Consider the following 23,245-nt stretch of genomic DNA (forward strand, 5'->3'; position numbering starts at 1 on the left):
GTAAGGGTGAAAAGGTGAGGTAAGAGCTCACCGGTTTCGGGAGTGATTTCGAAAGCCGTACACATCATGGGTTGCAAGACCAAATATATCACGGTTGGCATTTGCCGGCAGGGTTGCCCGCCCTGTTCTGTCCTTCGGGGCAGTTCTGAATTCGTTTCAGGAGTCGTGAGGGGTAGGTTGCTAGATCGGAACAGCAATGTTCAGGCCAGATAAATGATAGAGGCTCAGTTTCGGCTGAGAGACAGAACCCGGCTTACAGGTCTGCATTTTTTTCTTTTCAATGTCCATCTCATCTACTTTTTGGGTTGAAGGGATTCGACATCCCCCGGAATTTCGCCGGTTTAAAATCACGCTCAGGTTTCCTGCCGAGCAGCGCCAGTACTCGATAATCTGAAAGCCCAGATCAGTTTAGTTGAAGCTGCTTAATCTGTTCTTTCTCCGATTTTTTATCACAATCAAGCGCATTCTGCGCATTCGGCCCATGCGATTGTTGTTCTCGCGAATGAGGTTGACAACCAGCCAGGTTAGGGCAAGCATGAAAATGAAACTAAGAGTTGCCGGAATTAAACGATGCATCACAAAAGCAACAGTAAACATTGCCACCGACCAACCCACCAAAAGCAGACTGGAAACCCGGTGACTCAAGCCTGATTTGATCAATACATGGTGAATATGATTCATATCAGGATTGAATGGAGAATGCCCCGCTTTAACCCGGATATAAAATACCCGAAGGGTATCGGTTACCGGAATAATCAATAAACCCAACAAAAGACTGGGAGAATGGGGTAAATCGGACAAAATTGGAGTTGAGGGCGGCGAGTTCAGAAATGCAATGCTCAGGCTGCCAATCAATATGCCTAGGATGAGCGAGCCTGTATCACCCATGAAAATTTTATGTTTTTTGCTGAATAAGTTAAAACGCAGAAATCCGCACAAAGCACCAGCAAATGCGAAACTTATTACGGCATAGGCTTGGTTCCCGTTTGCATAAAACCAAAAGCCGATTGTGCCCATGAAAAATACACCGATACCAGCCGCAAGCCCGTCTATGCCATCAATCAGATTTATTGCGTTGATGATAAACAGGAAAAATAGGAGGCTGATCGGCACACTGATCCAGCTTGGAATTTGATTGATGAAAAATAGGTTGCTGAGGTTGTTGATATGCAAATCACCCATGAAAATGAGAACCAAAGCTGCAAGTATTTGCATAAATAGCTTGTTGCGTGGAGAGCTGCCGATAATGTCGTCTTTTAGGCCAACAAAAAGCATGAGCACCATCCCGGCAAACACATACTGAATATTGGGGGGGATAATTTTTGGAAAGCACAAAATACTGCTCAACGAAGCACCGATAAATATGGCAACTCCGCCCAAATTCGGAATTACAATCTTATTAAGTTTTCGATGATTTGGTTCGTCAAACAGATTCTTCTCCCGCGAAACTTTAATGATTTGTGGAGTCGTGATTAGCGTTAATGTTAGGGCTGCCGTGAAAGCTATGACTAGAGAAATCACCATCAGTAGTATATTTGAGTTTGTTGACCACACAAAGGTAATCATTCTTTACGATGCGATGGATTTGCATTTTGATTAAAAATAGTCCCGGGCTTTTCTATTTTCTCCTGGTCGTAAAATTGAAGCATGAAATCGCCACCGAGAAAACAAGATGCTAAACAGTTTTGAATGCAACCAATTTTACGACTTTGTAATCTGCGGAATTTCAGAAAATGGATTCATTCGAAATACTGAAACTAAACTCCCGATAGCCAAAACCTCCGTCACCACTGCAAAGGCGAAGATTAATGTTTAGCTTTTCAGGAGGGTTCATATCCCGAATCTTAATTCGTCGGGCAAATTAAATAGCGAAATGTCGGATAAGCATCATTTTTACTATCATTGTGCCGAATCTGTCTTCAAGCTTCAACCGTATAACGACTGCGATTTAAAGCTTTCTAGGATGAAGAACAGATCAACGGTAACCAACAAATAAATAGAGCGTCCATGACTTATTGCATCGGTATAAAATTAAAAGCCGGACTGGTTGCACTTTGCGATACCCGGATTACTTCGGGGCACGAGACAACAACAGCCCGTAAATACACGATTTACGAAAAAGGAGATCAACATATTTTTTTGATGACCTCCGGTTTACGTTCAGTGCGTGATAAAACATTAACGTATTTTTCGGAAATATTAAATGACAAACTGGATAGTTTCAACAAGCTTTACGAAGTGGTAAATGCGCTTGGGGACCAGATTAAACGCGTAGCTGCCGAAGACAAACTAAGCTTGGCTGAAGGAGGGCTCGATTTTAATATTAATACGATCGTTGGAGGCCAGTTAGTTGGCGATAAGGAGCACAAGTTGTATATGTTGTACCCGCAAGGTAACTGGATCGAAGTTGGTGAGGGGACTCACTTCTGTATTATTGGTAATTCAGGCTATGGAACGCCAATTTTACGTCGAACTTTGAGCTCGGATTCCAGCATTCGATTTGCTTTAAAAACGGCGTTCCTTTCGTTTGATTCGACTCGTGTTTCGGCGAATGACGTTGGCTATCCGATAGATGTGATGATTTATGAAAAAGGAAGCGATAAAATTAAAGTTAAGCGATTTCAGGAAGGTGATCTGCACTACATCTCAAAATTATGGGGCGATGAACTAACCCAGGCTGTAAGTGCAATCCCGGAGGATTGGGTCGATCGTATTTTGGATGAATAGAAATAAGCGATCAGTTCAGGAAGCAGGCTTTTGGAAACAGAAGCCTGATTTTTTTTTTACAACCCAAATGCGGGATCAAATTGAACGGTTCCGGCAACTTTGTTCAACGCTCCGGGAAACAACTCCTTTACCATACAATTTTGTTCCGGCACTTCAAAAGGCATGCGAATGGCGTATTTGCTGCATAACTCATAGCCAAATCGGGGGTAATAGTTTTCGTGACCTACCAAAACAACAGAGCCGAATCCCAATTCAAGGGCTTTTTTATGAGCTGCTCTGATTAATTGTCCTCCAATTCCCCGATTTTGAAACTCGGGTAGCACCGAAACAGGAGCCAGAATTAATGATTCGTGCGATTTACCTTCGTCTTCAATTTTAATTTTGGTGAGAAGAATATGCCCCGCAATTTTTCCGTCATCAGTGCAGGCAACCAGCGAAAGCTCCGGCACAAATGCGTTTGACTTGCGGAGTCGTTCTACCAAATGATGTTCGCTGTGGTCACTGATTTCGAGACTCCGGAAAGCTTTTTCTACTAAATCAAAAACGGCCGGATAATCGGTCTCTGCTTCTTGGTGGATATGTACTTTCATGGTCGTTTCGATTAATGAATACCACACTAAGGTCGGCAATTTTTTTAAAAAAAGTCATTTGTGAGCGTTAATCCCGGAAAATCGAAACTAACAATATTGGAATGAATGATGAATGCCTGTTTGCTTTCGATGTGAAAAATGGGGATGGTTCACGAATTGAAAACAGGAGGCAACGTGGCGTTATTTCTTCCGTTTTTTCGTTTCCCAGATCTCTTTTAAGGTTTGGTTGGCTGAGGTTTCGTAATCGAATACTCCTTTCGACACGCCCATTCGCTGTGATGAATAGATGCCCGAGTTGCCACTGAAATAGTACGCAATGAAACAGGCTATTGCAAAGTAAAGTACATGTTCGCCACCAAAAAGCTCAACTCCCATGAGGGTGCAAGCCATTGGTGTGTTGGTAGCTCCTGCAAATACCGCGATAAAACCGATCGCGGCAAACAGGTCGACCGGATTACCCGTCAGGGTAGCGATCGTATTTCCTAGAGTAGCTCCTATAAAAAACAGGGGGGTAACTTCGCCGCCTTTGAACCCGGTGCCTAGGGTGACTGCAGTGAAAACCAACTTCCAAAACCAGCTTAATAGGTCAACACCGTCTGTTTTAAAGGCATTTACTAAGCTTACACCGGTTCCATCGGCTGTTGTTACGCCTATTCCTAAATAATCGCGAGTTCCCAGTAAGTAGGTCATGCCAATAACGAGAAGTCCGCCAACGACTGGAATCAACAATCTGTGCTTGATGTATTTTTGGGCGAGTTCCTTTATTTCGTGTGTGAGAAAAGAGAAGGCATTGCCGGCCAACCCAAAGAAAATGGCTCCGATAATTACAAAAAAGATCAATTTCAGGTCGAAGTGCATAAATGAGAAAGTAGACTGTATATGATCGTGGAAATTGACTTGATAATGGGTATGTGATATGCCGTAGGCCGAACAAACCATGTCGGCCATAAGCGAAGCCGCCAATGCCGGGAACAGCGCATCGTATTTAATTTTTCCAAAGGCCAGCACTTCGAGTGCAAAAATAGCTCCGGCAATGGGAGTGCCAAAAACAGCGCCAAAACCAGCGGCAACCCCTGAGATCAGCAAAATACGCATATCTTCACTGTTCAATTTCAATTGTTTACCAACAAAAGCAGCCATGCTACCGCCAATTTGAACGGCAGTACCTTCGCGGCCTGCCGAACCACCAAACAGGTGCGTAATAACAGTTGTAATCAGAACAAACGGAGCCATGCGTGCCGGGATACCACCACCGGGCTTGTGAATTTCATCCATTACCAGATTATTGCCTGCCTCGGCATTTTTTCCGCGAAACCGGTACAGCGACACAATGGCGACTCCAGCCACTGGCAGCAAAAACAGCAGCCATGGGTTATCCCAGCGAACATGGGTTGCCAGCTTGAGCAGAAATAGGAATAAGGCGACCAGTGAGCCGGTGATCGCTGCAACAGGAATGGTGAGCAAAAACCATTTTAAGACATATTGTAAGGTGAAATATTGGTCGAAGTGACGTCTAATTTTCAAGGGCATAAGTCGTTGTTTACAGAATGTTTCCGATAAAATTGATTGACCGCTAAAATTACACGAATTATTCGGGGATTGTCGGTATTTTATCACTGCAAATTCAATCGGGATACGGATTTAATACAAACGAGAGAATGACGATTAAGTAATCGAAGTTCGTCTTTTCGTATTCTACCAAATAGCCCGGATAGATTAGAGATTCGCCGCTGTATGTTTTAGTTGGTCTCCAAGGCGGATGCCAAGTTCAAAAGCATTCGTCATGATCTCTTCTTGTTTTTTAACGGCGCCTTTTTCAAATGCATTAAACACCGGAAGCGAGCCAACAATTTCATAGCCTAGAGCCTCCATCGGTCGTTGCATAGCTTCTATGGCAAATCCTAAATCCTCCAGATTGTCTTGCTCGCATACAGCTGTAATAACAACTTTCCGACGCTGGTTAGCCAATCTGGAACTCCATTTTCGAGGCCTTGTGTTATTGTCAAATTCGTAAAAGCAGTAAAGCCTGTCAATAAAAGCTTTCATCCACGAGGTGATGTTATAATTATGAACCGGAGACGTCAGGATTAAGCCTTGTGAGTCGATAATACTCGGATATAAGGTTGACATTCCATCTTGCATCATCGTGCAGACTTTATCTTTTCGGCACTTTTCGCAACCAATACACCCTTTAAAATCGATATTGAAAAGGTTAGCTTTTTCTGATTGAATTTTTGCGGTATTCAAACCCGAAATAATTTGATTGGTTATTAGATCTGAGTTTCCTCCTTTTCTCGGACTTCCACTAATCGCAAGTACTTGCGGATTCGGATTCTCAATGTTATGGGCTCTATTTACAAGTTCTTCAAAATAAGTCATATCTACGGTTTTATTTATTTACCTTTTCCCGACGCTCGCTGGCTAATCGTATTAGTTGTAGTTTTTTATGCACCACCGTGGCTAATTACGAGAATAGTCCTCAATCAGGAGGGGCGGAATGAACAGATGCACAACGATAAGAAGTTGATCGGAAAAACGTCGAAATTAACCACTTTGTGGCTAAAACCATAGGATTTAGGGTGAAATCCACTTAGAGCTTTACCCGCTGATCGCAAATTTGCACTGGTGAACTTATTGTCGCTTGTTTTGGTGCGAGGGTCGAACGGATTGGTTGGTGTTGGTTAATAATTTATCTGTGAATTGCCAATTTCCTGCTATTTTCGCTGAACCATTTCTGTTAAAGCTATGCACGCCGAAGACCGCAAGATAATACATGTTGATATGGATGCCTTTTTCGCATCGGTTGAGCAGCGCGATAACCCGGCGCTACGCGGGAAGCCGGTGGTTGTTGGTGGTGAGCGCGAGCGGGGAGTGATTGCGGCTGCAAGTTACGAAGCCCGGAAATATGGTGTTCGTTCGGCTATGTCGTCGGTGCTGGCTAAGCGTAAATGTCCGAGCCTGATTTTTGTTCGACCGAGCTTTGAGAAGTACAAAACGGTCAGCTGCCAAATTCGCGAGATCTTTTTTGAATATACCGATTTAGTGGAGCCTCTTTCGCTCGACGAGGCTTTTCTGGATGTAACAGAAGCTAAAAAAGGAAAACCTTCGGCCACGCTAATTGCCCGCGAAATTAAACAGCGAATTAAAGAAGTGACCGGTTTAACGGCCTCGGCAGGGGTTTCGTATTGCAAGTTTTTGGCCAAAGTGGCATCGGATGTGAATAAGCCGGATGGCCTGTTTGTGATTACCCCCGACCGGGCCGAGGATTTTTTGAATGAGCTTGATATAAAAAAGTTTTTTGGCATTGGGCGGGTAACAGCCGAAAAGCTTAACAAACAGGGCATATACAAGGGCGCCGATTTGAAGAAAATGGAACAGGGCGAACTGATTCGGCAATTTGGAAAGGCAGGCGCCTATTATTACAAAATTGTACGTGGGATTGATGACCGGCCCGTTGTTCCGTCGCGCGAACGTAAATCGCTGGGCGCCGAAAATACCTTTTTGACCGACTATGTTGAATTGGACGATTTGACGGAACAACTGCTGAAAATTGAAGCGGAAGTGTGGCGCCGTTTGCAGCGTTCGCAATCCTATGGACGAACGCTGACGCTGAAAATTAAATTTGCCGATTTTGAGCAGATCACCCGAAGCCGAACCGTCGCAGACTTGATTAAAACAGAGGAGCATTTACATCGTTTAGCCCACGATCTTTTGAAAAATGAACTGCCGTTTGTTAAGGGGATTCGCTTGTTGGGGCTAACCATATCGAACTTCCCTCACGAAGAAAAAGGGCCGGTACAGCTGACCATCGAATTTTAGTTTCGGGACGCGAGTTTCCAATTAAACCTCTTTGCTTCAAACTCCAAGTGGCAGCAATTACTTTTCTAACGACTCAAGACTGATGACTCAACCGGCCACATCAATCGCAACCGATTTAAAAAGGCACCAAACCGGGTATCCAATCCCAATATCCATGCGTTTTAGCGACTCGGCCGTAATTTCGACCAACAACGGGAAGCCAACATCAACCAAGCAAATGCGCACATTCTCACGCTCAATAATTTCGCGAATAATGCCGTCGAGCTGATTTTGGATGGTCACATTGGGCAGGCGGTGTGCCGACAGTGCTATATCGTCGCTCGGAATAAATATTTTGATGTTATCGCCGGTTTTGTAGGTCAGTCTGCTTTTTTCAACCACCACTTTAATCCAGTTATGACTATCGCCATAGCTTAGTTGGGTAATTCCGCTTTCCAGATCCACTCGGCTCACCGTCATGGTAATCGCATTAATCAAACTATGACTGCTGAAACAATGTTGTAGCTCGGGGTGCTTCAGTAATTCGTGATAGTCGTCGTGGCCAATCACTCGTCCTTTTTGTAGCAGGCAAATTCGGTTGGTTAGTCGCAGCAGATCGGTAATGTCATGGCTAACTACCAAAATCGGGATGTTGATGGTTTTGTGAATCTTCAGTAAAAACGGAAGAATTTGTTGGCGTAAATTGGCATCGAGTGCGGAGAATGGTTCATCGAGCAGCAACAGTTCCGGAGAGGAGAGAAGTGCCCGTCCCAATGCTGTGCGCTGCCTTTCGCCTCCCGATATTTTTGCTGGTCGGCTTTTTAACAGATGTTCCAAATTCAACAAGCTGACAATTTTGTTGAAGAATCCCTGTTGGTCTTCATCCTTCATGCCGTATCGCAGGTTTTTTTCTACCGAGAGGTGCGGAAACAGGCGTCCTTCCTGAAATACATAGCCAATTTTGCGTTTCTCAACCGGAAGGTTGATTTTTTCATCGGTGCTAAAAACTTTCTTTCCGTTTATGCTGATGTTGCCCTCAGTAGGTTTGGCAAGTCCGCAAATAGCATTTAACAGCGATGTTTTGCCCGAACCACTGGGCCCAAAAATACCAGTGATTCCCATTCCAAAGGTTTCTTGTATGTGCACATCAAAGTTGTCGCGCTTCAGTTTAATAGCAATCTGGATCATGAGCGTTTCATTTTACGAATGTAGGTTTCCGACAGGGCCATGGCAACAAACGAAATGAGCACCGAAATGAGCACCAGCCGAAGTGTTTCGCTCTCTTTCCCCGGAACCTGCATGTAGGCAAAAACGGCCAGCGGCAGAGTTTGGGTTTCTCCGGCAATGTTTCCGGCAAAGGTTATAGTGGCGCCAAACTCACCCAGCGAGCGGGCAAACGACAAAATAGTTCCCGACACAATGCCGGGAGCAGCCAGTGGTACGGTAATTCGGAAGAAGGTTTTCAGACGGCTAACACCCAGAATGCGCGAGGCATCTTCCAATCCCGGATCAACCATTTCGATGGCAGTGCGGATAGAACGAACAATTAGTGGAAACGACACAATTACCGATGCGATGACAGCCGCTTCGAAGGTGAAGGCCAGCTTTATGCCAAATGCGGCATAGAGCCATTGACCAATAAATCCGCGGGTTCCGAGTATCAACAACAGCAAATAACCGGTAGTAACGGGCGGCATTACCAAGGGAAGATGGATAATACTTTCGATGACCGATTTGCCCCGGAATTGTTTCCGCGCCATCCAATAGCCCAACAATAGAGCAAAAGGTAAAGAGAGCAACGACGAATAAATGGCCACCCCAATCGATAGTTTGATGGCCTCTAATTCTGAACCGGTAAATTGAAATAAACTCGGCATGCTGTTTCGTTTTGTGCGTCAAGTTAGTATTTCTCGCTTCGTTTTGGTCAACGAGGAGCTAAAAAGAGAAAACGTAAAATTAGTATTAAGCCAGTCTTTTGCCCGGATTAGACCAATCATACGTTTCTCCTACATATGAACCTTGTTATGGTAGAAAGAAAGATTTACGATTTATTGAACCCATATTTCTTCCAAATGGCCTCGCTTCGTTCCGATTTGATGTAATCGTAAAATGCTTTGGATTCGTCGTTGTCTTTCAGCAGACACGACACATACACAATTGGCTTATGCGATTTGGCAGGGAACGTTCCAACGATTTTCACTTTGGCAGATTCTTCGGCGTCGGTACGGTAAACAATGCCCAATGGCGATTCGCCTAGTTCTACAACCATCAATGCGGAGCGAACATCTTTAGCCGGTAGAAAAACATCGCTTAGCTGATCGTACCAGCCGTAATATTCCAACGCTTGTTTGGCATATTTACCGGCCGGTACGTGTGCCGGATCGCCAATCGAGAGTCGGTTGTCGTGCAGTAATGCTTTTAAATTGAGGGTACTGTCAATCGGAAAAGGTTCCAGTGAGCTCTCGGCCGGAGCTATTAAAACCAAGTCGTTCAGCGCAACTTCATCTGTAAACGGGGTTAAAACGAACCCCAGGCTATCGATGTAATTTGCCCATTTTGTACTGGCCGAAATATAGAGGTCGGGTGTTCCGCCCTGCTCAATTTGCCTGGCGAGTGTTCCACTGGAAGCCATATTCGTAATCACTTTAACCGGATAGATGACTTCAAACGAGTCGATCAATTCACCTAATACATTTGTTAAGCTGGCTGCTGCAAAAATGGTTATCTCAGTCGACTTTTCGGTGCTTGCGTTCTTCGATCCGCCGGTGCAGGCGGCTATACCTATAGCAAGAATTAGAGCAACTCCAGTTAGTTGACGAATCATTTTGTTTTTCATGTGGATTGAAAATTAAGTTTTTACGAGTTGTATTGACGCGGTAATTACACTTAAATTATCCGAGTCGGGAACCAGTCAATTTTAAAGTCTCACTTGCATGGCCATTCCTATATAGTCGCCAACATTTGATGATGCAGATCCTTTTTGATTGAGGTAATGAAGCGCCAGTTTTAGCTTGGTTTTATTTAGGTACCAATTCACACCAATATCAAAAGTTATATCATCGCCAATGTAACTGTATAAGCTTGTTTCGCCTTCGCCATCGAATTTGTCAATGGTGAAGGTGGGTTCCACAAAAGTTTCTTTTACCGGGATGTTGTAGCCGCAACGAACAAACCATGCGGTTCCGCTAAAGTCATCAAATCCGGTTGCTTCGCGTTTCATTTTGTAATATTCTCCTTCAATCTTTAAGCCTCCGGCACAAGCTGAAATATCTGCTCCGTAAGTATTTGAGCTGTTGAAGACCGTTCCGTTTCCGTTGTCAACTTTGCCAATTGTTGATCCGGCCAAGCCAATCGTTACGCCGTTTCGGGCGTTCCAGTGGTTGCCGCTGTGCCTAATGCTGTAGGTTTTTTGTTCCGGATCTCCGAATGTGAACATGAACCGACCGGTGAAAAGTGGATTGGCATTTTCGGTTCCCGAAAACGCCTGCGGAAGAAAAGCGCCAACCTGATAGTTGATACCAAATCCTTCAAAATTTTTCAGCCCCCCCAAGCCAAATCCACTTTCAATGCCGTTTCCTTTTCCGGTTACGAAATTGCGCAGATACCAGTCGGCGCGTGTTTTATCAAATGACGACACCGACCAGGGACTTGTGACATAGTCGAGAGAAACCCCCGTCCAGTAGTAGCCGATATGAAGGTGAACCAAATCGTTTTTGGTGAGTTTGGCTGTTAAAAAGGCTTTCCAGATATTCAATCCGCTGTAGGAGCCCTTGGTTGAGGCGTTCGGATCTTCGCCCAAACGATCCAGATGTAATTCAAATTGGTATCTCAACCAAGCGTACGGTGCCCCTTTTGCTCCCAAACGAAGGCGGCGGAATGAGGCATCGGCCCGGTTCGCATATTGTGTGCCGTTTTTTTCCTCGCCCATGGAGTAGGTAACCCAGGTTTGAACTCCAACAATCGGAGAAAAGGCTTTATCTTTCTGGAACTTGGTAAATGCAAAGGTGCTGTTTTTTTCTTCCGGAGACTGCCCCAGAGAAGGAGAAGCTAACGTAAAGAGAAGGACACAAAATCCAATGAAAAATTTTACTGATGTTTTCATACTGAATTACATTTTTGGTTTTTATCCGATATAATTAATCGTGAATAACGAAGAGCGGAAAATCGGCCATGCTAATGTCGTCACACCAGTTTGCCTCCAATTGTTCAGGTTGGAAAAACCGAATGGGTTTTGATTTAATAGCTGTCTGTTCATTGTTCATTTTTTTGAATAACGTTTTTTAAAAAGAAAGCCAACAAGTTATTTTTTTTGTTGACTCGACTAAAAATCACACAACCATAAAGAATCATTAATTTCATCTTGGAAGGCTTTGTGCTTTTCAACCAATGCTTCATATTCGCGAATGATTCGTTCTCCGTAACGGGTAACCATTGTGCCTCCGCCATTTGAACCGCCGCGTTGTTTTACGATAACTGGCAGGGGCGAAAGTTCATTCATCGATTTTATGAAATGCCAGGCTTGCTGGTACGACATTTTCAGCTCTTTTGAAGCTGAGTTAATCGATCCTTTTTCCTTCACCAGTTTCAATAATGCTATCCTCTTTGAATCTAAAAAACAGTCGTCTCCTTTGTGAATCTCGAGCGACCCGTTAACATTAAAAGGTCGTATCATAGTTTTGGTTATTGATAAAAATCATGCCATAAATTATAGTGGGCTTTAATCTAGATGTTTACGGAAGAGACATACTCTGCAACTTACATTTTTGTTGGCTGGTTTTTGCCGATCTCTACAAATTTGTATTTGTATCCGTTGATTTTGAATTGTTCCTGAATTCTTAATACGCAGTTTAAATTAAAAAAAATCACGAATTTTTCCTAATCGGAACAGTTTTCGGGAGATATTGGATTCATTCTGTCTAAAAATTAGGTATTGAACAATGGGTAGCACGCTATAGTTGCAGTCGAATTTAGTTTGGACGCGAACTTCCGACATATATGTCGGGCGGCAAAAAGCATATCTGTCTATGTCTCAGTATATGAGTTCGATGTGAGTTTTGGATAGGCTTTTGTAGTTGTTCATAAAATGAAAAGTTATGGCAAGAATTGTATTTTTTGAGAAAACAGGCTGTATTAATAATACCAAGCAGAAAAATATTTTGACACTAGCCGGTCATGAGGTTGAGCCATTGAATCTGCTTCACTATTCATGGACGAACGAAGAGCTGCTCAGCTTCTTTGAAGGAGTGGAGGTAAAAGATTGGTTTAATCGAAATGCACCGGCAATTGCTTCCGGGCAGTTAATCCCCGAAAGCTTTGATCCGGAAAGTGCCCTGAAAACTTTAATCAAGGAACCGATACTGATTAAAAGGCCATTGATGATTGTCGATGGTCATCGCATTGTTGGTTTTGATACTGAAAAACTAGACGCATTGATTGGAATTAAGGGCACACAAAATGCAGAAGCCCGGAATTTACTTCATCAAAATCTGACAGTCTGTGCTCAGAAGGATCGGGGATACAAATGTGATTAAGAAAAGCGGAAGATATAAAAACAAAATGGGAGTTACTCGTTATGAATAGCTCCCATTCACGTCTACAGCATGTAGCTGCGATCGTGTCAGGCTACTGTTATTGAGGCTGGCTTCGAGCTAAACCGTGGTTTTGCTCCCTTGCCCTTGTCCCTTGGAACAGAACTTTTTACTTTTTGTTCTTCGGGATGTTTGTTCGGCGACATTTCTGTCCCTTTGCAAACGAAGTCCTTGCAGGTACTAAAAAATTGGTGTCATTCGATACCGGTATTTTTCAGTTGGTCGATTTGGAAATTGTTTTCCTTGTCTTCCTCTTTTCCGGAGAACTTATCGTTCCGGTTAAGTTCCTGTGTTGGTCAAAACATTTAGAACGCGATGCGATTCCTGTTTCTCTTAATTACTCTCCAAATTACTTCGGATTTCTTTAAACTTCGGCTCTTTCAAACGGCAAGTTCTTTGACTTGATCGAGTTGGTTCCGGTTTAACTAAAAACTTTCTCCTTGTCCTCATTTGTTGGAGCGGCCTTTTATCGCTTACCTGATGATTTCTTTTACGTAGAGGTTGGTGTAAAGGTGCATATTTCCGATAGATAAAAATGAACAGTTTGTACACAACAGAATTTAACAATTGTTGATAAGCCCTGAACTCCCAATACAAATGGGCTTTTGGGCCGTTTTGTGTTTTGTGTTCATGTTAGTTATTAACATTTTTTCAGTCTGGAAAATATTCGTTTTCCTTTTTGGGATTGAAAAAAATCGGGTCAGCCTTTTGAAAGGCTGACCCGATATCAGTGATAATGTATTCTTTTTTAAAGTTCTTCCGCTTGTTCTTTGAACCAGCTTAACGGATACGAAGACGGACGTTCGATAGGTAAACCATACAAACGATCCATGATCAAAGATGCCAACACCCCCATTGATCGCGACACACCAAATAAGACGGTGTAGAACGAGTTTTCCTTAATTCCGTAGTGATAGAGCAAAGCGCCCGAATACGCATCGACGTTAGGCCAGGGATTGCTAATTTTACCGATATCACCAAGAATTGGAGGAACAACTTCGTAAAGGTCGTTTACGATGTTCACTAATTTATCGTCTTTGATATATTTATCGGCAAATTCCTTTTGCGCAGTAAAACGCGGATCGGTAACACGCAAAACAGCATGTCCGTACCCTGGAACCACGCGTCCTGATTGTAGCGTCCGCTTAACGTATTCTTCCAGTTGTTCTTTGGATGGCCTATCGGTATTTAGTTCTTCAATCAATTCAAAAATCCAGTTGATTACATCCTGGTTGGCATAACCATGCAAAGGACCTGCCAAGCCCAGCATACCTGCACCAAGTGCGTAGTATGGGTTACTTAAAGCAGAACCAACCAAATGGGTTGTATGCGCAGAAACATTTCCTCCTTCGTGATCGGCATGGATGACCATATACAGTCGCATCAGGCGTTTCACTTCGTCGGTATCGTGGCCCATCATGTGAGCCAGGTTTCCGGCCCAGTCCAGTCTTGGATCAGGGTCAATATGCTTGTCCTTGTAGTAGCAACGACGATAAATGTAAGCTGCAATGCGCGGTAAGCGTGCAATCAGGTTCATTACGTCGTCATACATAAAGTCCCAATAGTACTTTTTGTGGATCCCGGAGCGGTAAGCTTTTTGGAAAACCGACTCGGTTGCCATAGCTACAATCGCTGCAGAGAATTGAGTCATTGGGCGAGCCGTTTTCGGCATCGCATCGATTACATCAAAAACATGCTGAGGTACGTGCGCCCGGGTAGACCAATCTTTCGAAATGTTAATCACATCTTCGTCTTCGGGGATTTCGCCCAAAAGCATCAGATAGAACAAGCCCTCCGGCAGGGGTTCTCCGTCAGGGTTTAGCCGCGGCAACTTTTTTCGAAGTTCCGGTAGCGAAAATCCACGGAATCTGATTCCTTCATTGGCATCCAGCTTTGAAGTATCGGTAATCAAAGCCGGGATCCCTTTCATTCCCGTCAATACCTGTCCAACAGTGACATTGCCTAAGATTTTATCGCTATGTTCGGCTTTTAGTTTTTGGTATTCCGAAATATGTTTACTAGCCTTTTCGTAAAACCTATTTTTGATGTATTCCATGATTTAAATAATTTAATTGATTAGATAGTTTTTAATGGATGTTTCTAATGACCTCATCGCTAAATTCAGTCGTTGAAAGCAATGTCGCACCTTCCATCATTGCGTGTAAATCAGAGGTTACCCGGCGTTTGGCAAAGGCATGTTCCATTGCATCCAGAACATATTCTGCAGCCTCGGTCCAGCCTATATAATCCAACATCATTACTCCGGAAAGGATAAGAGAACTTGGATTGGCCTTGCCGCTACCCGCTATATTGGGAGCAGTGCCGTGTGTTGCTTCAAAAATGGCATAACCATTATCATAGTTAATGTTGGCGCCCGGTGAAATACCAATTCCACCAACCATAGCTGCTAATTGATCAGAAACATAATCCCCATTTAAATTCATTGTCGCAATTACTGAATGGTCGAATGGGTGCAGTAAACTCTCTTGTAAAAAGGCATCAGTAATCACATCTTTTACAATTACTTTTCCAGAGTTTTGTGCTTGTTCCAATGCCTTTTTCGCATCGAGTTGTCCTTTCTCTTTTTCTATCTTTTGGTATTGCCTCCAGGTAAATACCTGATCTGCAAATTCATTCTCGGCTAAATCGTATCCGTAGTTTTTAAATGCTCCTTCTGTAAATTTCATGATATTACCCTTGTGTACAAGGGTAACTGAAGGTAACTTTCGTTCGATTGCAAACACTATTGCAGCACGAATTAAACGCTCTGAGCCATCTTTTGAAACCGGTTTTACTCCAAATGAAGAGCTTTCAGGAAAACGAATCTGGGTTTTTATTCCCATTTCATTTTGCAGAAATTCCAGGAATTTCTGAGTATTTTCTTCACCGGCCATAAATTCAATGCCTGCGTATATATCTTCTGTATTTTCCCTGAAAATATGCATATCAACCATGGAGGGGTAGCGAACAGGAGAGGGAACACCTTTAAACCAGCGTACGGGTCGAAGGCAAACATACAAATCAAGTGTTTGTCGCAATGCCACATTGAGCGAACGAATTCCTCCGCCAACCGGTGTTTCCAGCGGCCCTTTAATACCCACCAGATACTTTTTGAAAGCCTCCATCGATTCTTCAGGCAGGTATGATCCGGTTTGCTCAAACGCTTTTTTGCCGGCTAGAACCTCTTTCCAAACAATTTTTCGTTTCCCTGCATAGGCTTTTTCTACTGCGGCATCAATTACTCTGTGACTGGGTAGCGAAATGTCTTTCCCAATACCATCACCTTCAATATAAGGGATGACGGGAGTGTCGGGAACAACTAGTTTCCCGTTTATCCGTGTTATTATTCCTTCCATATTAGTTCGAAGAAAGTTTGAGTTGCAAATTGGTATCAATTGCACTAAGAAAATCCTCGGTGGTCAGATAGTGTTCCGGTTTGAGGTCTTTCTCATGAATAATCAATGCGAGATCCTTGGTCATTTTTCCGCTTTCAACAGTCTCAATGCAAACATCCTCAAGAATTTTGGCAAAGCTGATTAATTGCTCATTGTTGTCCAGTTTTCCTCGGAATGCTAATCCTCTGGTCCAGGCAAAGATTGACGCAATAGGGTTTGTTGATGTTGGTTTCCCTTGTTCGTGCTGACGGAAATGGCGGGTAACTGTTCCGTGTGCCGCCTCGGCTTCCATTGTTTTGCCATCCGGTGTAATCAGGGTCGAAGTCATTAATCCTAACGATCCAAATCCCTGAGCCACGGTGTCAGATTGTACATCGCCGTCGTAGTTTTTACAAGCCCACACAAAGCCACCTTCCCATTTCATGGCAGCAGCCACCATGTCGTCAATCAAACGGTGTTCGTAGGTAATTCCGACAGCTTCAAATTTTTCTTTGAACTCGCCTTCGAAAACCTCCTGAAAAAGATCTTTAAAACGACCATCGTATTTTTTCAGAATTGTATTTTTCGTGGACATGTATAACGGCCAGCACTTATCGAGAGCTTGGTTCATACAGGCCCGTGCAAATCCGATGATTGAAGCATCTGTATTATACATGGCCATGGCAACTCCGTCGCCTTGAAAGTCATACACTTCAAACGACTGGCACTCACTACCATCTTCAGGAGTGAATGTGATCGTTAATTTCCCTTTGCCTTTTGTAACGAAATCCGTTGCACGATACTGGTCGCCAAAAGCATGACGACCAATGCAGATCGGTTTTTTCCAACCGGGAACTAGCCGGGGGATGTTGCTTATGATGATAGGTTCGCGGAAAACGGTTCCATCCAGAATATTTCGGATAGTACCATTGGGAGATTTCCACATACTTTTCAGTCCAAATTCTGTTACACGCGCTTCGTCTGGAGTTATGGTTGCACATTTAATCCCAACTCCATGTTTTTTTATGGCATTGGCAGCATCAATGGTCACCTGATCATTTGTTGCGTCACGATGTTCCATTCCCAGATCGAAATATTTAATATCGATATCGAGGTAGGGGAAGATAAGTTTCTCTTTTATAAAAGACCAGATAACCCGGGTCATCTCGTCTCCATCCAGTTCAACAACCGGATTGGTTACTTTAATCTTTTTCATTTGTTGGATGTGTTTTTCAGTTCGTTAATTGGTTTGTTTGGCAATTAAATTCAATGCAGATCCTGCCTTAAACCACTCAATTTGTTGCGCGTTGTAGGTGTGATTTACAACTATGGTGTCTTTCGAACCATTGGCATGGATTAACTGGATATGGAGCGATTTACTTGGGGCAAATTCTGCCAAATCTATAAAATTGAACACATCGTCTTCATGAATTTTAGCATAATCCGCTTCGTTGGCAAAGGTCAGCGCCAACATGCCTTGCTTTTTAAGGTTTGTCTCGTGAATGCGGGCAAACGATTTTACGATCACAGCTTTCACACCCAGGTGGCGTGGTTCCATTGCAGCATGTTCGCGCGATGAACCTTCACCGTAATTGTGGTCGCCAACAACAACAGTTGGAACACCTGCTGCTTTGTACGCTCGCTGAACTTTCGGAACTTCGTCGTATTCGCCGGTTAGTTGGTTTTTAACGTTATTAGTTTCGCCATTGAATGCGTTTACAGCACCAATTAGCATATTGTTCGAAATATTGTCGAGGTGACCACGGAATCGCAACCAGGGACCAGCCATTGAGATGTGATCTGTCGTACACTTTCCTTCGGCCTTAATTAACAATTTGGCTCCCATAATATTTTTGCCATCCCAAGCCGGGAATGCGTAGAGCAATTGTAAACGATTTGAATCATCTGCAACCGCAACCATAACTGATGAACCGTCAGCTGCTGGTGCCTGGTATCCTGCGTCTTCAACAGCAAAACCCTTGGCCGGTAGCTCTTCTCCGGTTGGTGGCGATAGTTTTACCAGATCACCATTTTCGTTGGTTAAGGTATCAGTCAGGGGATTGAATGTCAGGTCGCCAGCAATGGCCAGTGCTGTTACCAGTTCGGGCGAACCAACAAACGCGTAGGTGTTGGGGTTGCCATCAGCTCGTTTCGAGAAGTTCCGATTGAACGAGTGAACAATGGTGTTTTTTTCATTTTTATCGGCTCCTTCACGATTCCATTGTCCGATGCAAGGGCCACAGGCATTAGCAAACACGCTGGCTCCAATTTTATCGAAAATTGAGATAAACCCATCGCGTTCAATGGTGTAGCGCACTTGTTCCGACCCTGGAGTGATGGTAAATTTAGCCTTTGTTTTCAATTTTTTGTCTACGGCCTGCTGGGCAAGAGAGGCAGCACGCGAAATATCTTCGTAAGATGAGTTGGTACAAGAACCAATCAACCCAACTTCAATTTTGATAGGCCAGCCGTTCGCTTTGGCTTCTTCAGCCATTTTTGAAATCGGAGTGGCGCGGTCGGGGGTGAATGGTCCATTCAGGTGAGGTTCCAGTTCATCCAAATTAATTTCGATTAGTTGATCAAAGTATTTTTCGGGCGAAGCGTAAACTTCGCTGTCGGCGGTCAAATGATGTTTGATACCGTTCGCAAGATCGGCAACTGCTCCTCGTTCGGTCGCCCGAAGGTATCTTTCCATCGATTCGTCGTATCCAAAAGTAGATGTTGTAGCGCCAACTTCGGCTCCCATATTACAAATGGTTCCTTTGCCGGTCGCGGAAAGCGATTTGGCGCCGTCGCCGAAATACTCAATAATACAGCCGGTACCTCCTTTAACGGTAAGTAGGCCTGCAACTTTCAGTATAATATCTTTTGCTGAAGTCCAACCACTCAGCTTGCCTGTCAGTTTTACTCCAATTAGTTTCGGAAATTTCAATTCCCAGGCCATTCCGGCCATAACATCAACGGCATCAGCGCCCCCAACGCCAATTGCGATCATTCCCAGTCCTCCGGCATTCACGGTATGCGAGTCAGTTCCAATCATCATTCCTCCGGGGAAAGCGTAATTTTCAAGCACAACCTGATGAATAATTCCGGCACCTGGTTTCCAAAATCCGACACCATATTTGTTTGAAACAGATTCCAAAAAGTTGAAAACTTCTTTGTTGTTTTCGAGTGCAAATTTTAAATCGGTACGTCCTCCTACACTGGCCTGAATCAGGTGGTCGCAGTGAACAGTTGAAGGAACCGCTGTTCTGGCTTTGCCAGCATTCATAAATTGAAGCAACGCCATTTGGGCAGTTGCATCCTGCATGGCAACCCGATCCGGGGCAAAGTCCACATAGTCAGCGCCTCGCTTGAAATTCTTAATTTTTTCCGGCTCATATAGATGCGCGTACAAAATTTTCTCGGCAAGAGTTAGTGGTTTTTTTAATACTTCTCTGGCCAATTCTATACGAGGGCCAAAATTCCCGTAGGTTTTTTTGATTAAATCAAGATCAAACATATGAATGGTTTTAAAATCTATAAACTGTTGTGATTGAAATCACCCTTCTAAACAAAATCGGGCAATAAAGGTTGTTTCAACGGGGTTAATATATCAAAAAAAAGATGATTTTTTTCACCTTTATTAGCCTCGACAAGCTTTATTTTTTTCAGCATATCCTTTATTGGTCGGATATGTGAAAATTGCTGGTGTTTAATTAATTGGTCAAAAGTTTAAAACACAACCAGATAGGCTGGGGAATGAGCCCCGGCGTGAATTTATTTCAGCTCAATCCAGCATTTCTTTTGCGAACTTTCGCGAATCGCATCAATAACGGCCATGTTTCCAATCGCATCCGAAAGTGGTGTGGGGATAGCCTGTCCGCTTATGATAGACATAGCAAATGCGTCAGCTTGCAAGCTGTATTGATCAACCGGATCGAAATAGATTTCTTGTGAATCGCCACCTCGGATGATAGTAATTTTTGTTTTCTCAGTGGTTGGCGCGTTTACCGGAATATCAACGATAATTTGCCCCTCTGTGCCAACGATATTGGTGCGCTGAAAGGGGACAAGCTGCGTTGAACAGGTAAAGGTCGATGTTTTCCCGTCGGCGAACTGAAGTATTCCCGAGCTCATTCGGTCAATACCCATGATTGGATCGCTTTCCATAACACCGACTACCGATAGAGGTTCTTCGCCAAAAATGAAACGGGGAAATGAGATGCAGTAGCAGCCAATATCCATCAAGGCGCCACCTCCAACATTTGTCTTGTTGCGAATGTTGTTCGGATCGATGTTGAAATAGGAAAAAAATGAATGAATAGTTTTGACCTTTCCGATGGCCCCCGATTGAATTAATTCGGATGTTTTTATCCATTGAGGATGAAAACGATACATGAACGCTTCCATCACTTTCAGAGTAGGAAACTTACTGGCTTCACGCACAAGATTCAAAGCCTCGGTTTTATTCAACCCAATTGGCTTTTCGCAAAGAACATGTTTCCCGGCATGCAGAGCTTTCAAAGTCCATTCAACATGCAGATGGTTTGGCAATGGATTGTAGATCGCGTCAATCTCCGGATCGGCGATCAATTCGTCATAGCTGGAATATGCCTTTTCTATTCCTAGTTGGTTCGCCATAGTTCGCGCTTGGTCTGCCTTTCTCGAACTGATTGCAGTTACTTGTCCCAGTTTGCTTTTTTGTATCGCGGGAATTACTTTTTGCACACCGATTTTCGCGGTACTTAATATTCCCCAACGTAGTGGCTGTGTCATGGATATATGGTTTAACGTGAATGCTTATGTGCCTGTTTTCCGCTTAAAAACGAAACTCTCGCAAACAAAATAGCCTCAAACGATTATTTCGATAGAAGAAGTTTTTGTCGTTGTCATCAGGATTCAATTTTACTCCCGATCAGGCAAGTATGACCAACGCGACAAGGCTAATTATCAACACAAAAATAGCGATGAAAAGTTCTGTTGTCGACATTGACTTGCTGGTTGGTATGTAAACCCAATAAAGGTAGAAAAAACGGTGCAAACACGGGTCTAATCAGTGTAAAATTATGCGCAGGATTTTACTTCCGCAAGCATCAATCCCGGGGAAAAATCGAAGTATTGTTGGACAGAGGGAAGATGCTATTTTCTAAAAAACGAAAAATGAACACTCCCGTAGTTTCTGACTTCTACAAACTCATTTCTAGTGGAGAAATTGTAGTTTTTTGGATGTTCCAGAATGAATAGTCCATCCTCTTTTAGCAGACTGCCGGAAAGAACCAAATCGGGCACTTCAGAAAACTGTTTGTGGTCGTAGGGTGGATCGGCGAAAATCAGGTCAAAACGTTCATCTGATTTTTGACAGAATTGAAAGGCATTGGTTTTAATGGCTTTAATGTTCTTTTCGCCTAATTTCTCAATTACCTCTTTAATAAAACGGTGGTGTTGAAAATTCATCTCAATAGAGGTGATGTCCGAGCATCCGCGTGAGGCAAATTCAAATGAAATGCTTCCCGTTCCAGCAAACAGGTCGAGAACTTTAAGTGACTCAAAGTCGACTTGATTTTGAAGAATGTTAAAGAGACTTTCTTTGGCCATATCGGTGGTTGGCCGGGCATGAAAGCTTTTCCCTGGATTGAACAAACGGCCGCGATATTTTCCGCCAACTATGCGCATATAAAACTTTTAAAAAGGTTCACAAAACGGCTGTCAGGAAGCCTGTCGAAGAGATAGCTGTAGTGCACCTCTTGTGGATTGGGTTCAATGATAACATCCGTAAAGTATTGTCGAAGTCGATGATAAATGGTAGCGTGCTTATTGATCACCCCGTCAAGTATAATCGTTTCAGGTTCATTAACCATATTTTTCACACTCCCCAGAATAAAATAGAGCATGTCGTTTTCTCCGTCAACAAAGAAACTATTGTGAAAAGTTAATCCCATGTCATCGTATCCGGTCAAAATCAAATGCTTTTTCAAAACGGTGATCTTTAACGATTTTTTATGGGGGAGTGATTGAGGTAACGAGACATTTAAGTCGCTCAGAAATTCGGCTCCCGGATGTTTTTGTTCCAGAAAATCGTTTATAATTCCGGATAACTCAAAAACCGACCAGTATTTTGCCGAAGAAATGTAAACACCTCTGGCGCAAGTTCCTTCGGGTTGGTAGTATGATGCCTGAATATATTCACTACACCTCTTCGCTTCAAAAATCTCTTTCGGTACCAATGTCGTTCGGCCCGGAGCTACAACAATGATCCGTGTTTTCTTGAATGGTAAATGCAGCAGATCGGACTCTTCGTAGATCGCCTTAAGGCGTTTAAGTAAAAAGTCGGGTTCTGCTTCAAATAATTCCTGATGATAGAGGTAGATGACCTTGTTCTGAATCGTATCGAGGATAGAAAAAGAAAATCCATCCAGACTAAGCTGGATGGATAGTTTATATTCTAGCGTAAAATTTAAATCGAAAGTTTCGTCAACCAGCGATATTTTTTGCATAATCCTGCATTATTCCCAGTTACCTGCGTTGTTGTTGGCTTCCGTCAACGAACCAACTTTTAGTCCAGGGTATTTTTCGTTTGTGCGAGCTTTGTCGTTTAAGTTGATAACCAATTGGCGGTCAAGGTTTCTCAGGACAGTGTTGTTATGAACTTTAGCTTCAAAGATAGGCACTTGAATTCCAGATCCGGTTGTGATGATCGTTGCACCCAGGTGAAATTGAGCAACTGTGTCAGGAACAGGAACATACTTCAGTTGTTCCGGGTCAAATTCTTTTCCGAACAGTGTGTCAAGCACACTAATACGCATGGTGTCACGAATGATTTTTCCTTTTTTAATAGCGATATCTTCATCCCAGCCAGCTTCGATCATACTGTCAGTTAGCATACCAATTTTACGAACTAAAGGAAGTTCTCCTGTTTTTACAAAATCAATTAACGTGTCCCAACTTCCGGTAAATTTACCATTTACATCTTTGAATGCTAATTCAGCCTTCCTGATATCCTTCAACCGTTCTACAACCACGTCATATCGTTCTTTTTTCGCTTTCTCAAAATCGATTGGTCGTTGAACGCTATTGTAAATCAAATATCCAAGAAGGATGGCGATCGCTATAAGTACAATCTGAATTGCTGTCTTCATCTTTGATTATTTAAGATTAGTTTTTGTTTGCATGCAAATTTATAAAAAAA

The 23,245-nt window shown here is 43.2% G+C and carries 20 protein-coding genes and 1 other RNA gene; 4 read left to right on the plus strand and 17 right to left on the minus strand.

Going from position 1 to position 23,245, the window contains the following annotated elements:
* Positions 1-272, plus strand: an RNA gene (rnpB, locus tag ABZD21_RS16975) — RNase P RNA component class A; the annotation flags it as partial.
* A gap of 136 nt (positions 273-408) precedes the next feature.
* Here rnpB and ABZD21_RS16980 read toward each other — a convergent pair.
* Complete coding sequence (locus ABZD21_RS16980) at positions 409-1,524, minus strand: glycosyltransferase family 4 protein (protein WP_372776307.1); 1,116 nt, start codon at positions 1,522-1,524, stop codon at positions 409-411.
* A gap of 483 nt (positions 1,525-2,007) precedes the next feature.
* Between ABZD21_RS16980 and ABZD21_RS16985 the strand changes: the two genes are divergently transcribed.
* Positions 2,008-2,727, plus strand: a complete 720-nt coding sequence (locus ABZD21_RS16985) for a peptidase (RefSeq protein WP_372776308.1) — start codon at positions 2,008-2,010, stop codon at positions 2,725-2,727.
* Between the two features lie 56 nt (positions 2,728-2,783).
* On the opposite strand, the gene ABZD21_RS16990 is transcribed toward ABZD21_RS16985, so the two are convergent.
* The 3 genes from ABZD21_RS16990 to ABZD21_RS17000 form a co-directional block, all read right to left on the minus strand.
* Positions 2,784-3,317: a GNAT family N-acetyltransferase gene (locus ABZD21_RS16990; RefSeq protein WP_372776309.1), complete on the minus strand. Its 534-nt coding sequence runs from the start codon at positions 3,315-3,317 to the stop codon at positions 2,784-2,786.
* 180 nt (positions 3,318-3,497) lie between these two features.
* A complete protein-coding gene (locus ABZD21_RS16995; protein WP_372776311.1) occupies positions 3,498-4,847 on the minus strand; it encodes a voltage-gated chloride channel family protein in 1,350 nt (449 codons plus the stop codon).
* 186 nt (positions 4,848-5,033) lie between these two features.
* Positions 5,034-5,696 (minus strand): flavodoxin family protein, encoded by a 663-nt coding sequence (locus ABZD21_RS17000; protein ID WP_372776312.1) that lies wholly within the window; start codon positions 5,694-5,696, stop codon positions 5,034-5,036.
* Between the two features lie 366 nt (positions 5,697-6,062).
* Between ABZD21_RS17000 and dinB the strand changes: the two genes are divergently transcribed.
* Positions 6,063-7,136, plus strand: a complete 1,074-nt coding sequence (gene dinB, locus ABZD21_RS17005) for a DNA polymerase IV (protein ID WP_372776313.1) — start codon at positions 6,063-6,065, stop codon at positions 7,134-7,136.
* A gap of 87 nt (positions 7,137-7,223) precedes the next feature.
* Here dinB and modC read toward each other — a convergent pair whose 3' ends face one another.
* From modC to ABZD21_RS17030, 5 genes are all read right to left on the minus strand, one after another.
* A complete protein-coding gene (gene modC, locus ABZD21_RS17010) occupies positions 7,224-8,303 on the minus strand; it encodes a molybdenum ABC transporter ATP-binding protein (RefSeq protein ID WP_372776314.1) in 1,080 nt (359 codons plus the stop codon).
* Positions 8,300-8,992, minus strand: a complete 693-nt coding sequence (gene modB / locus ABZD21_RS17015) for a molybdate ABC transporter permease subunit (RefSeq protein WP_372776315.1) — start codon at positions 8,990-8,992, stop codon at positions 8,300-8,302. Before modB ends, modC begins: the two co-directional genes overlap by 4 nt.
* 164 nt (positions 8,993-9,156) lie before the next feature.
* Positions 9,157-9,951 (minus strand): molybdate ABC transporter substrate-binding protein, encoded by a 795-nt coding sequence (modA, locus tag ABZD21_RS17020; RefSeq protein ID WP_372776316.1) that lies wholly within the window; start codon positions 9,949-9,951, stop codon positions 9,157-9,159.
* 81 nt (positions 9,952-10,032) lie between these two features.
* Positions 10,033-11,217, minus strand: a complete 1,185-nt coding sequence (locus ABZD21_RS17025; RefSeq protein ID WP_372776317.1) for a porin — start codon at positions 11,215-11,217, stop codon at positions 10,033-10,035.
* Between the two features lie 219 nt (positions 11,218-11,436).
* On the minus strand, positions 11,437-11,787 hold the full coding sequence (locus tag ABZD21_RS17030; protein ID WP_372776318.1) for a winged helix-turn-helix domain-containing protein: 351 nt from the start codon (positions 11,785-11,787) through the stop codon (positions 11,437-11,439).
* 421 nt (positions 11,788-12,208) lie between these two features.
* Between ABZD21_RS17030 and ABZD21_RS17035 the strand changes: the two genes are divergently transcribed.
* Positions 12,209-12,646, plus strand: a complete 438-nt coding sequence (locus tag ABZD21_RS17035) for an ArsC/Spx/MgsR family protein (RefSeq protein ID WP_372776320.1) — start codon at positions 12,209-12,211, stop codon at positions 12,644-12,646.
* Between the two features lie 805 nt (positions 12,647-13,451).
* Here the strand turns inward: ABZD21_RS17035 and ABZD21_RS17040 are convergent.
* The 8 genes from ABZD21_RS17040 to ABZD21_RS17075 form a co-directional block, all read right to left on the minus strand.
* Entirely contained in the window at positions 13,452-14,759 is a 1,308-nt protein-coding gene (locus ABZD21_RS17040) for a citrate (Si)-synthase (RefSeq protein WP_372776321.1), read from the minus strand.
* Positions 14,760-14,790: 31 nt separating this feature from the next.
* Positions 14,791-16,059: an NADP-dependent isocitrate dehydrogenase gene (gene icd / locus ABZD21_RS17045; RefSeq protein WP_372776322.1), complete on the minus strand. Its 1,269-nt coding sequence runs from the start codon at positions 16,057-16,059 to the stop codon at positions 14,791-14,793.
* 1 nt (position 16,060) lies between these two features.
* Positions 16,061-17,293, minus strand: coding sequence for an isocitrate dehydrogenase (NADP(+)) (locus tag ABZD21_RS17050; protein ID WP_372776323.1), 1,233 nt, complete (start codon positions 17,291-17,293; stop codon positions 16,061-16,063).
* Positions 17,294-17,317: 24 nt separating this feature from the next.
* Entirely contained in the window at positions 17,318-19,579 is a 2,262-nt protein-coding gene (locus ABZD21_RS17055) for an aconitate hydratase (RefSeq protein WP_372776324.1), read from the minus strand.
* Between the two features lie 257 nt (positions 19,580-19,836).
* Positions 19,837-20,835, minus strand: a complete 999-nt coding sequence (locus ABZD21_RS17060; RefSeq protein WP_372776325.1) for a Gfo/Idh/MocA family protein — start codon at positions 20,833-20,835, stop codon at positions 19,837-19,839.
* A gap of 363 nt (positions 20,836-21,198) precedes the next feature.
* Entirely contained in the window at positions 21,199-21,732 is a 534-nt protein-coding gene (gene rsmD, locus ABZD21_RS17065) for a 16S rRNA (guanine(966)-N(2))-methyltransferase RsmD (protein WP_372776326.1), read from the minus strand.
* Positions 21,723-22,553, minus strand: a complete 831-nt coding sequence (locus ABZD21_RS17070; RefSeq protein ID WP_372776327.1) for a DUF3822 family protein — start codon at positions 22,551-22,553, stop codon at positions 21,723-21,725. The genes rsmD and ABZD21_RS17070 overlap by 10 nt, the downstream gene beginning before the upstream one ends.
* A 9-nt stretch (positions 22,554-22,562) precedes the next feature.
* On the minus strand, positions 22,563-23,195 hold the full coding sequence (locus ABZD21_RS17075; protein WP_372776328.1) for a hypothetical protein: 633 nt from the start codon (positions 23,193-23,195) through the stop codon (positions 22,563-22,565).
* Positions 23,196-23,245: the final 50 nt, after the last annotated feature.

Source organism: Mangrovibacterium sp. (assembly GCF_041596335.1).
GTDB lineage: Bacteria > Bacteroidota > Bacteroidia > Bacteroidales > Prolixibacteraceae > Mangrovibacterium.

Coding starts and splice junctions, on each gene's coding strand:
- ABZD21_RS16980 (WP_372776307.1), bottom strand. CDS start 1,524: ATGGTGATTTCTCTAGTCATAGCTTTCACGGCAGCCCTAACATTAACG.
- ABZD21_RS16985 (WP_372776308.1), top strand. CDS start 2,008: ATGACTTATTGCATCGGTATAAAATTAAAAGCCGGACTGGTTGCACTT.
- ABZD21_RS16990 (WP_372776309.1), bottom strand. CDS start 3,317: ATGAAAGTACATATCCACCAAGAAGCAGAGACCGATTATCCGGCCGTT.
- ABZD21_RS16995 (WP_372776311.1), bottom strand. CDS start 4,847: ATGCCCTTGAAAATTAGACGTCACTTCGACCAATATTTCACCTTACAA.
- ABZD21_RS17000 (WP_372776312.1), bottom strand. CDS start 5,696: ATGACTTATTTTGAAGAACTTGTAAATAGAGCCCATAACATTGAGAAT.
- dinB (WP_372776313.1), top strand. CDS start 6,063: ATGCACGCCGAAGACCGCAAGATAATACATGTTGATATGGATGCCTTT.
- modC (WP_372776314.1), bottom strand. CDS start 8,303: ATGATCCAGATTGCTATTAAACTGAAGCGCGACAACTTTGATGTGCAC.
- modB (WP_372776315.1), bottom strand. CDS start 8,992: ATGCCGAGTTTATTTCAATTTACCGGTTCAGAATTAGAGGCCATCAAA.
- modA (WP_372776316.1), bottom strand. CDS start 9,951: ATGAAAAACAAAATGATTCGTCAACTAACTGGAGTTGCTCTAATTCTT.
- ABZD21_RS17025 (WP_372776317.1), bottom strand. CDS start 11,217: ATGAAAACATCAGTAAAATTTTTCATTGGATTTTGTGTCCTTCTCTTT.
- ABZD21_RS17030 (WP_372776318.1), bottom strand. CDS start 11,787: ATGATACGACCTTTTAATGTTAACGGGTCGCTCGAGATTCACAAAGGA.
- ABZD21_RS17035 (WP_372776320.1), top strand. CDS start 12,209: ATGGCAAGAATTGTATTTTTTGAGAAAACAGGCTGTATTAATAATACC.
- ABZD21_RS17040 (WP_372776321.1), bottom strand. CDS start 14,759: ATGGAATACATCAAAAATAGGTTTTACGAAAAGGCTAGTAAACATATT.
- icd (WP_372776322.1), bottom strand. CDS start 16,059: ATGGAAGGAATAATAACACGGATAAACGGGAAACTAGTTGTTCCCGAC.
- ABZD21_RS17050 (WP_372776323.1), bottom strand. CDS start 17,293: ATGAAAAAGATTAAAGTAACCAATCCGGTTGTTGAACTGGATGGAGAC.
- ABZD21_RS17055 (WP_372776324.1), bottom strand. CDS start 19,579: ATGTTTGATCTTGATTTAATCAAAAAAACCTACGGGAATTTTGGCCCT.
- ABZD21_RS17060 (WP_372776325.1), bottom strand. CDS start 20,835: ATGACACAGCCACTACGTTGGGGAATATTAAGTACCGCGAAAATCGGT.
- rsmD (WP_372776326.1), bottom strand. CDS start 21,732: ATGCGCATAGTTGGCGGAAAATATCGCGGCCGTTTGTTCAATCCAGGG.
- ABZD21_RS17070 (WP_372776327.1), bottom strand. CDS start 22,553: ATGCAAAAAATATCGCTGGTTGACGAAACTTTCGATTTAAATTTTACG.
- ABZD21_RS17075 (WP_372776328.1), bottom strand. CDS start 23,195: ATGAAGACAGCAATTCAGATTGTACTTATAGCGATCGCCATCCTTCTT.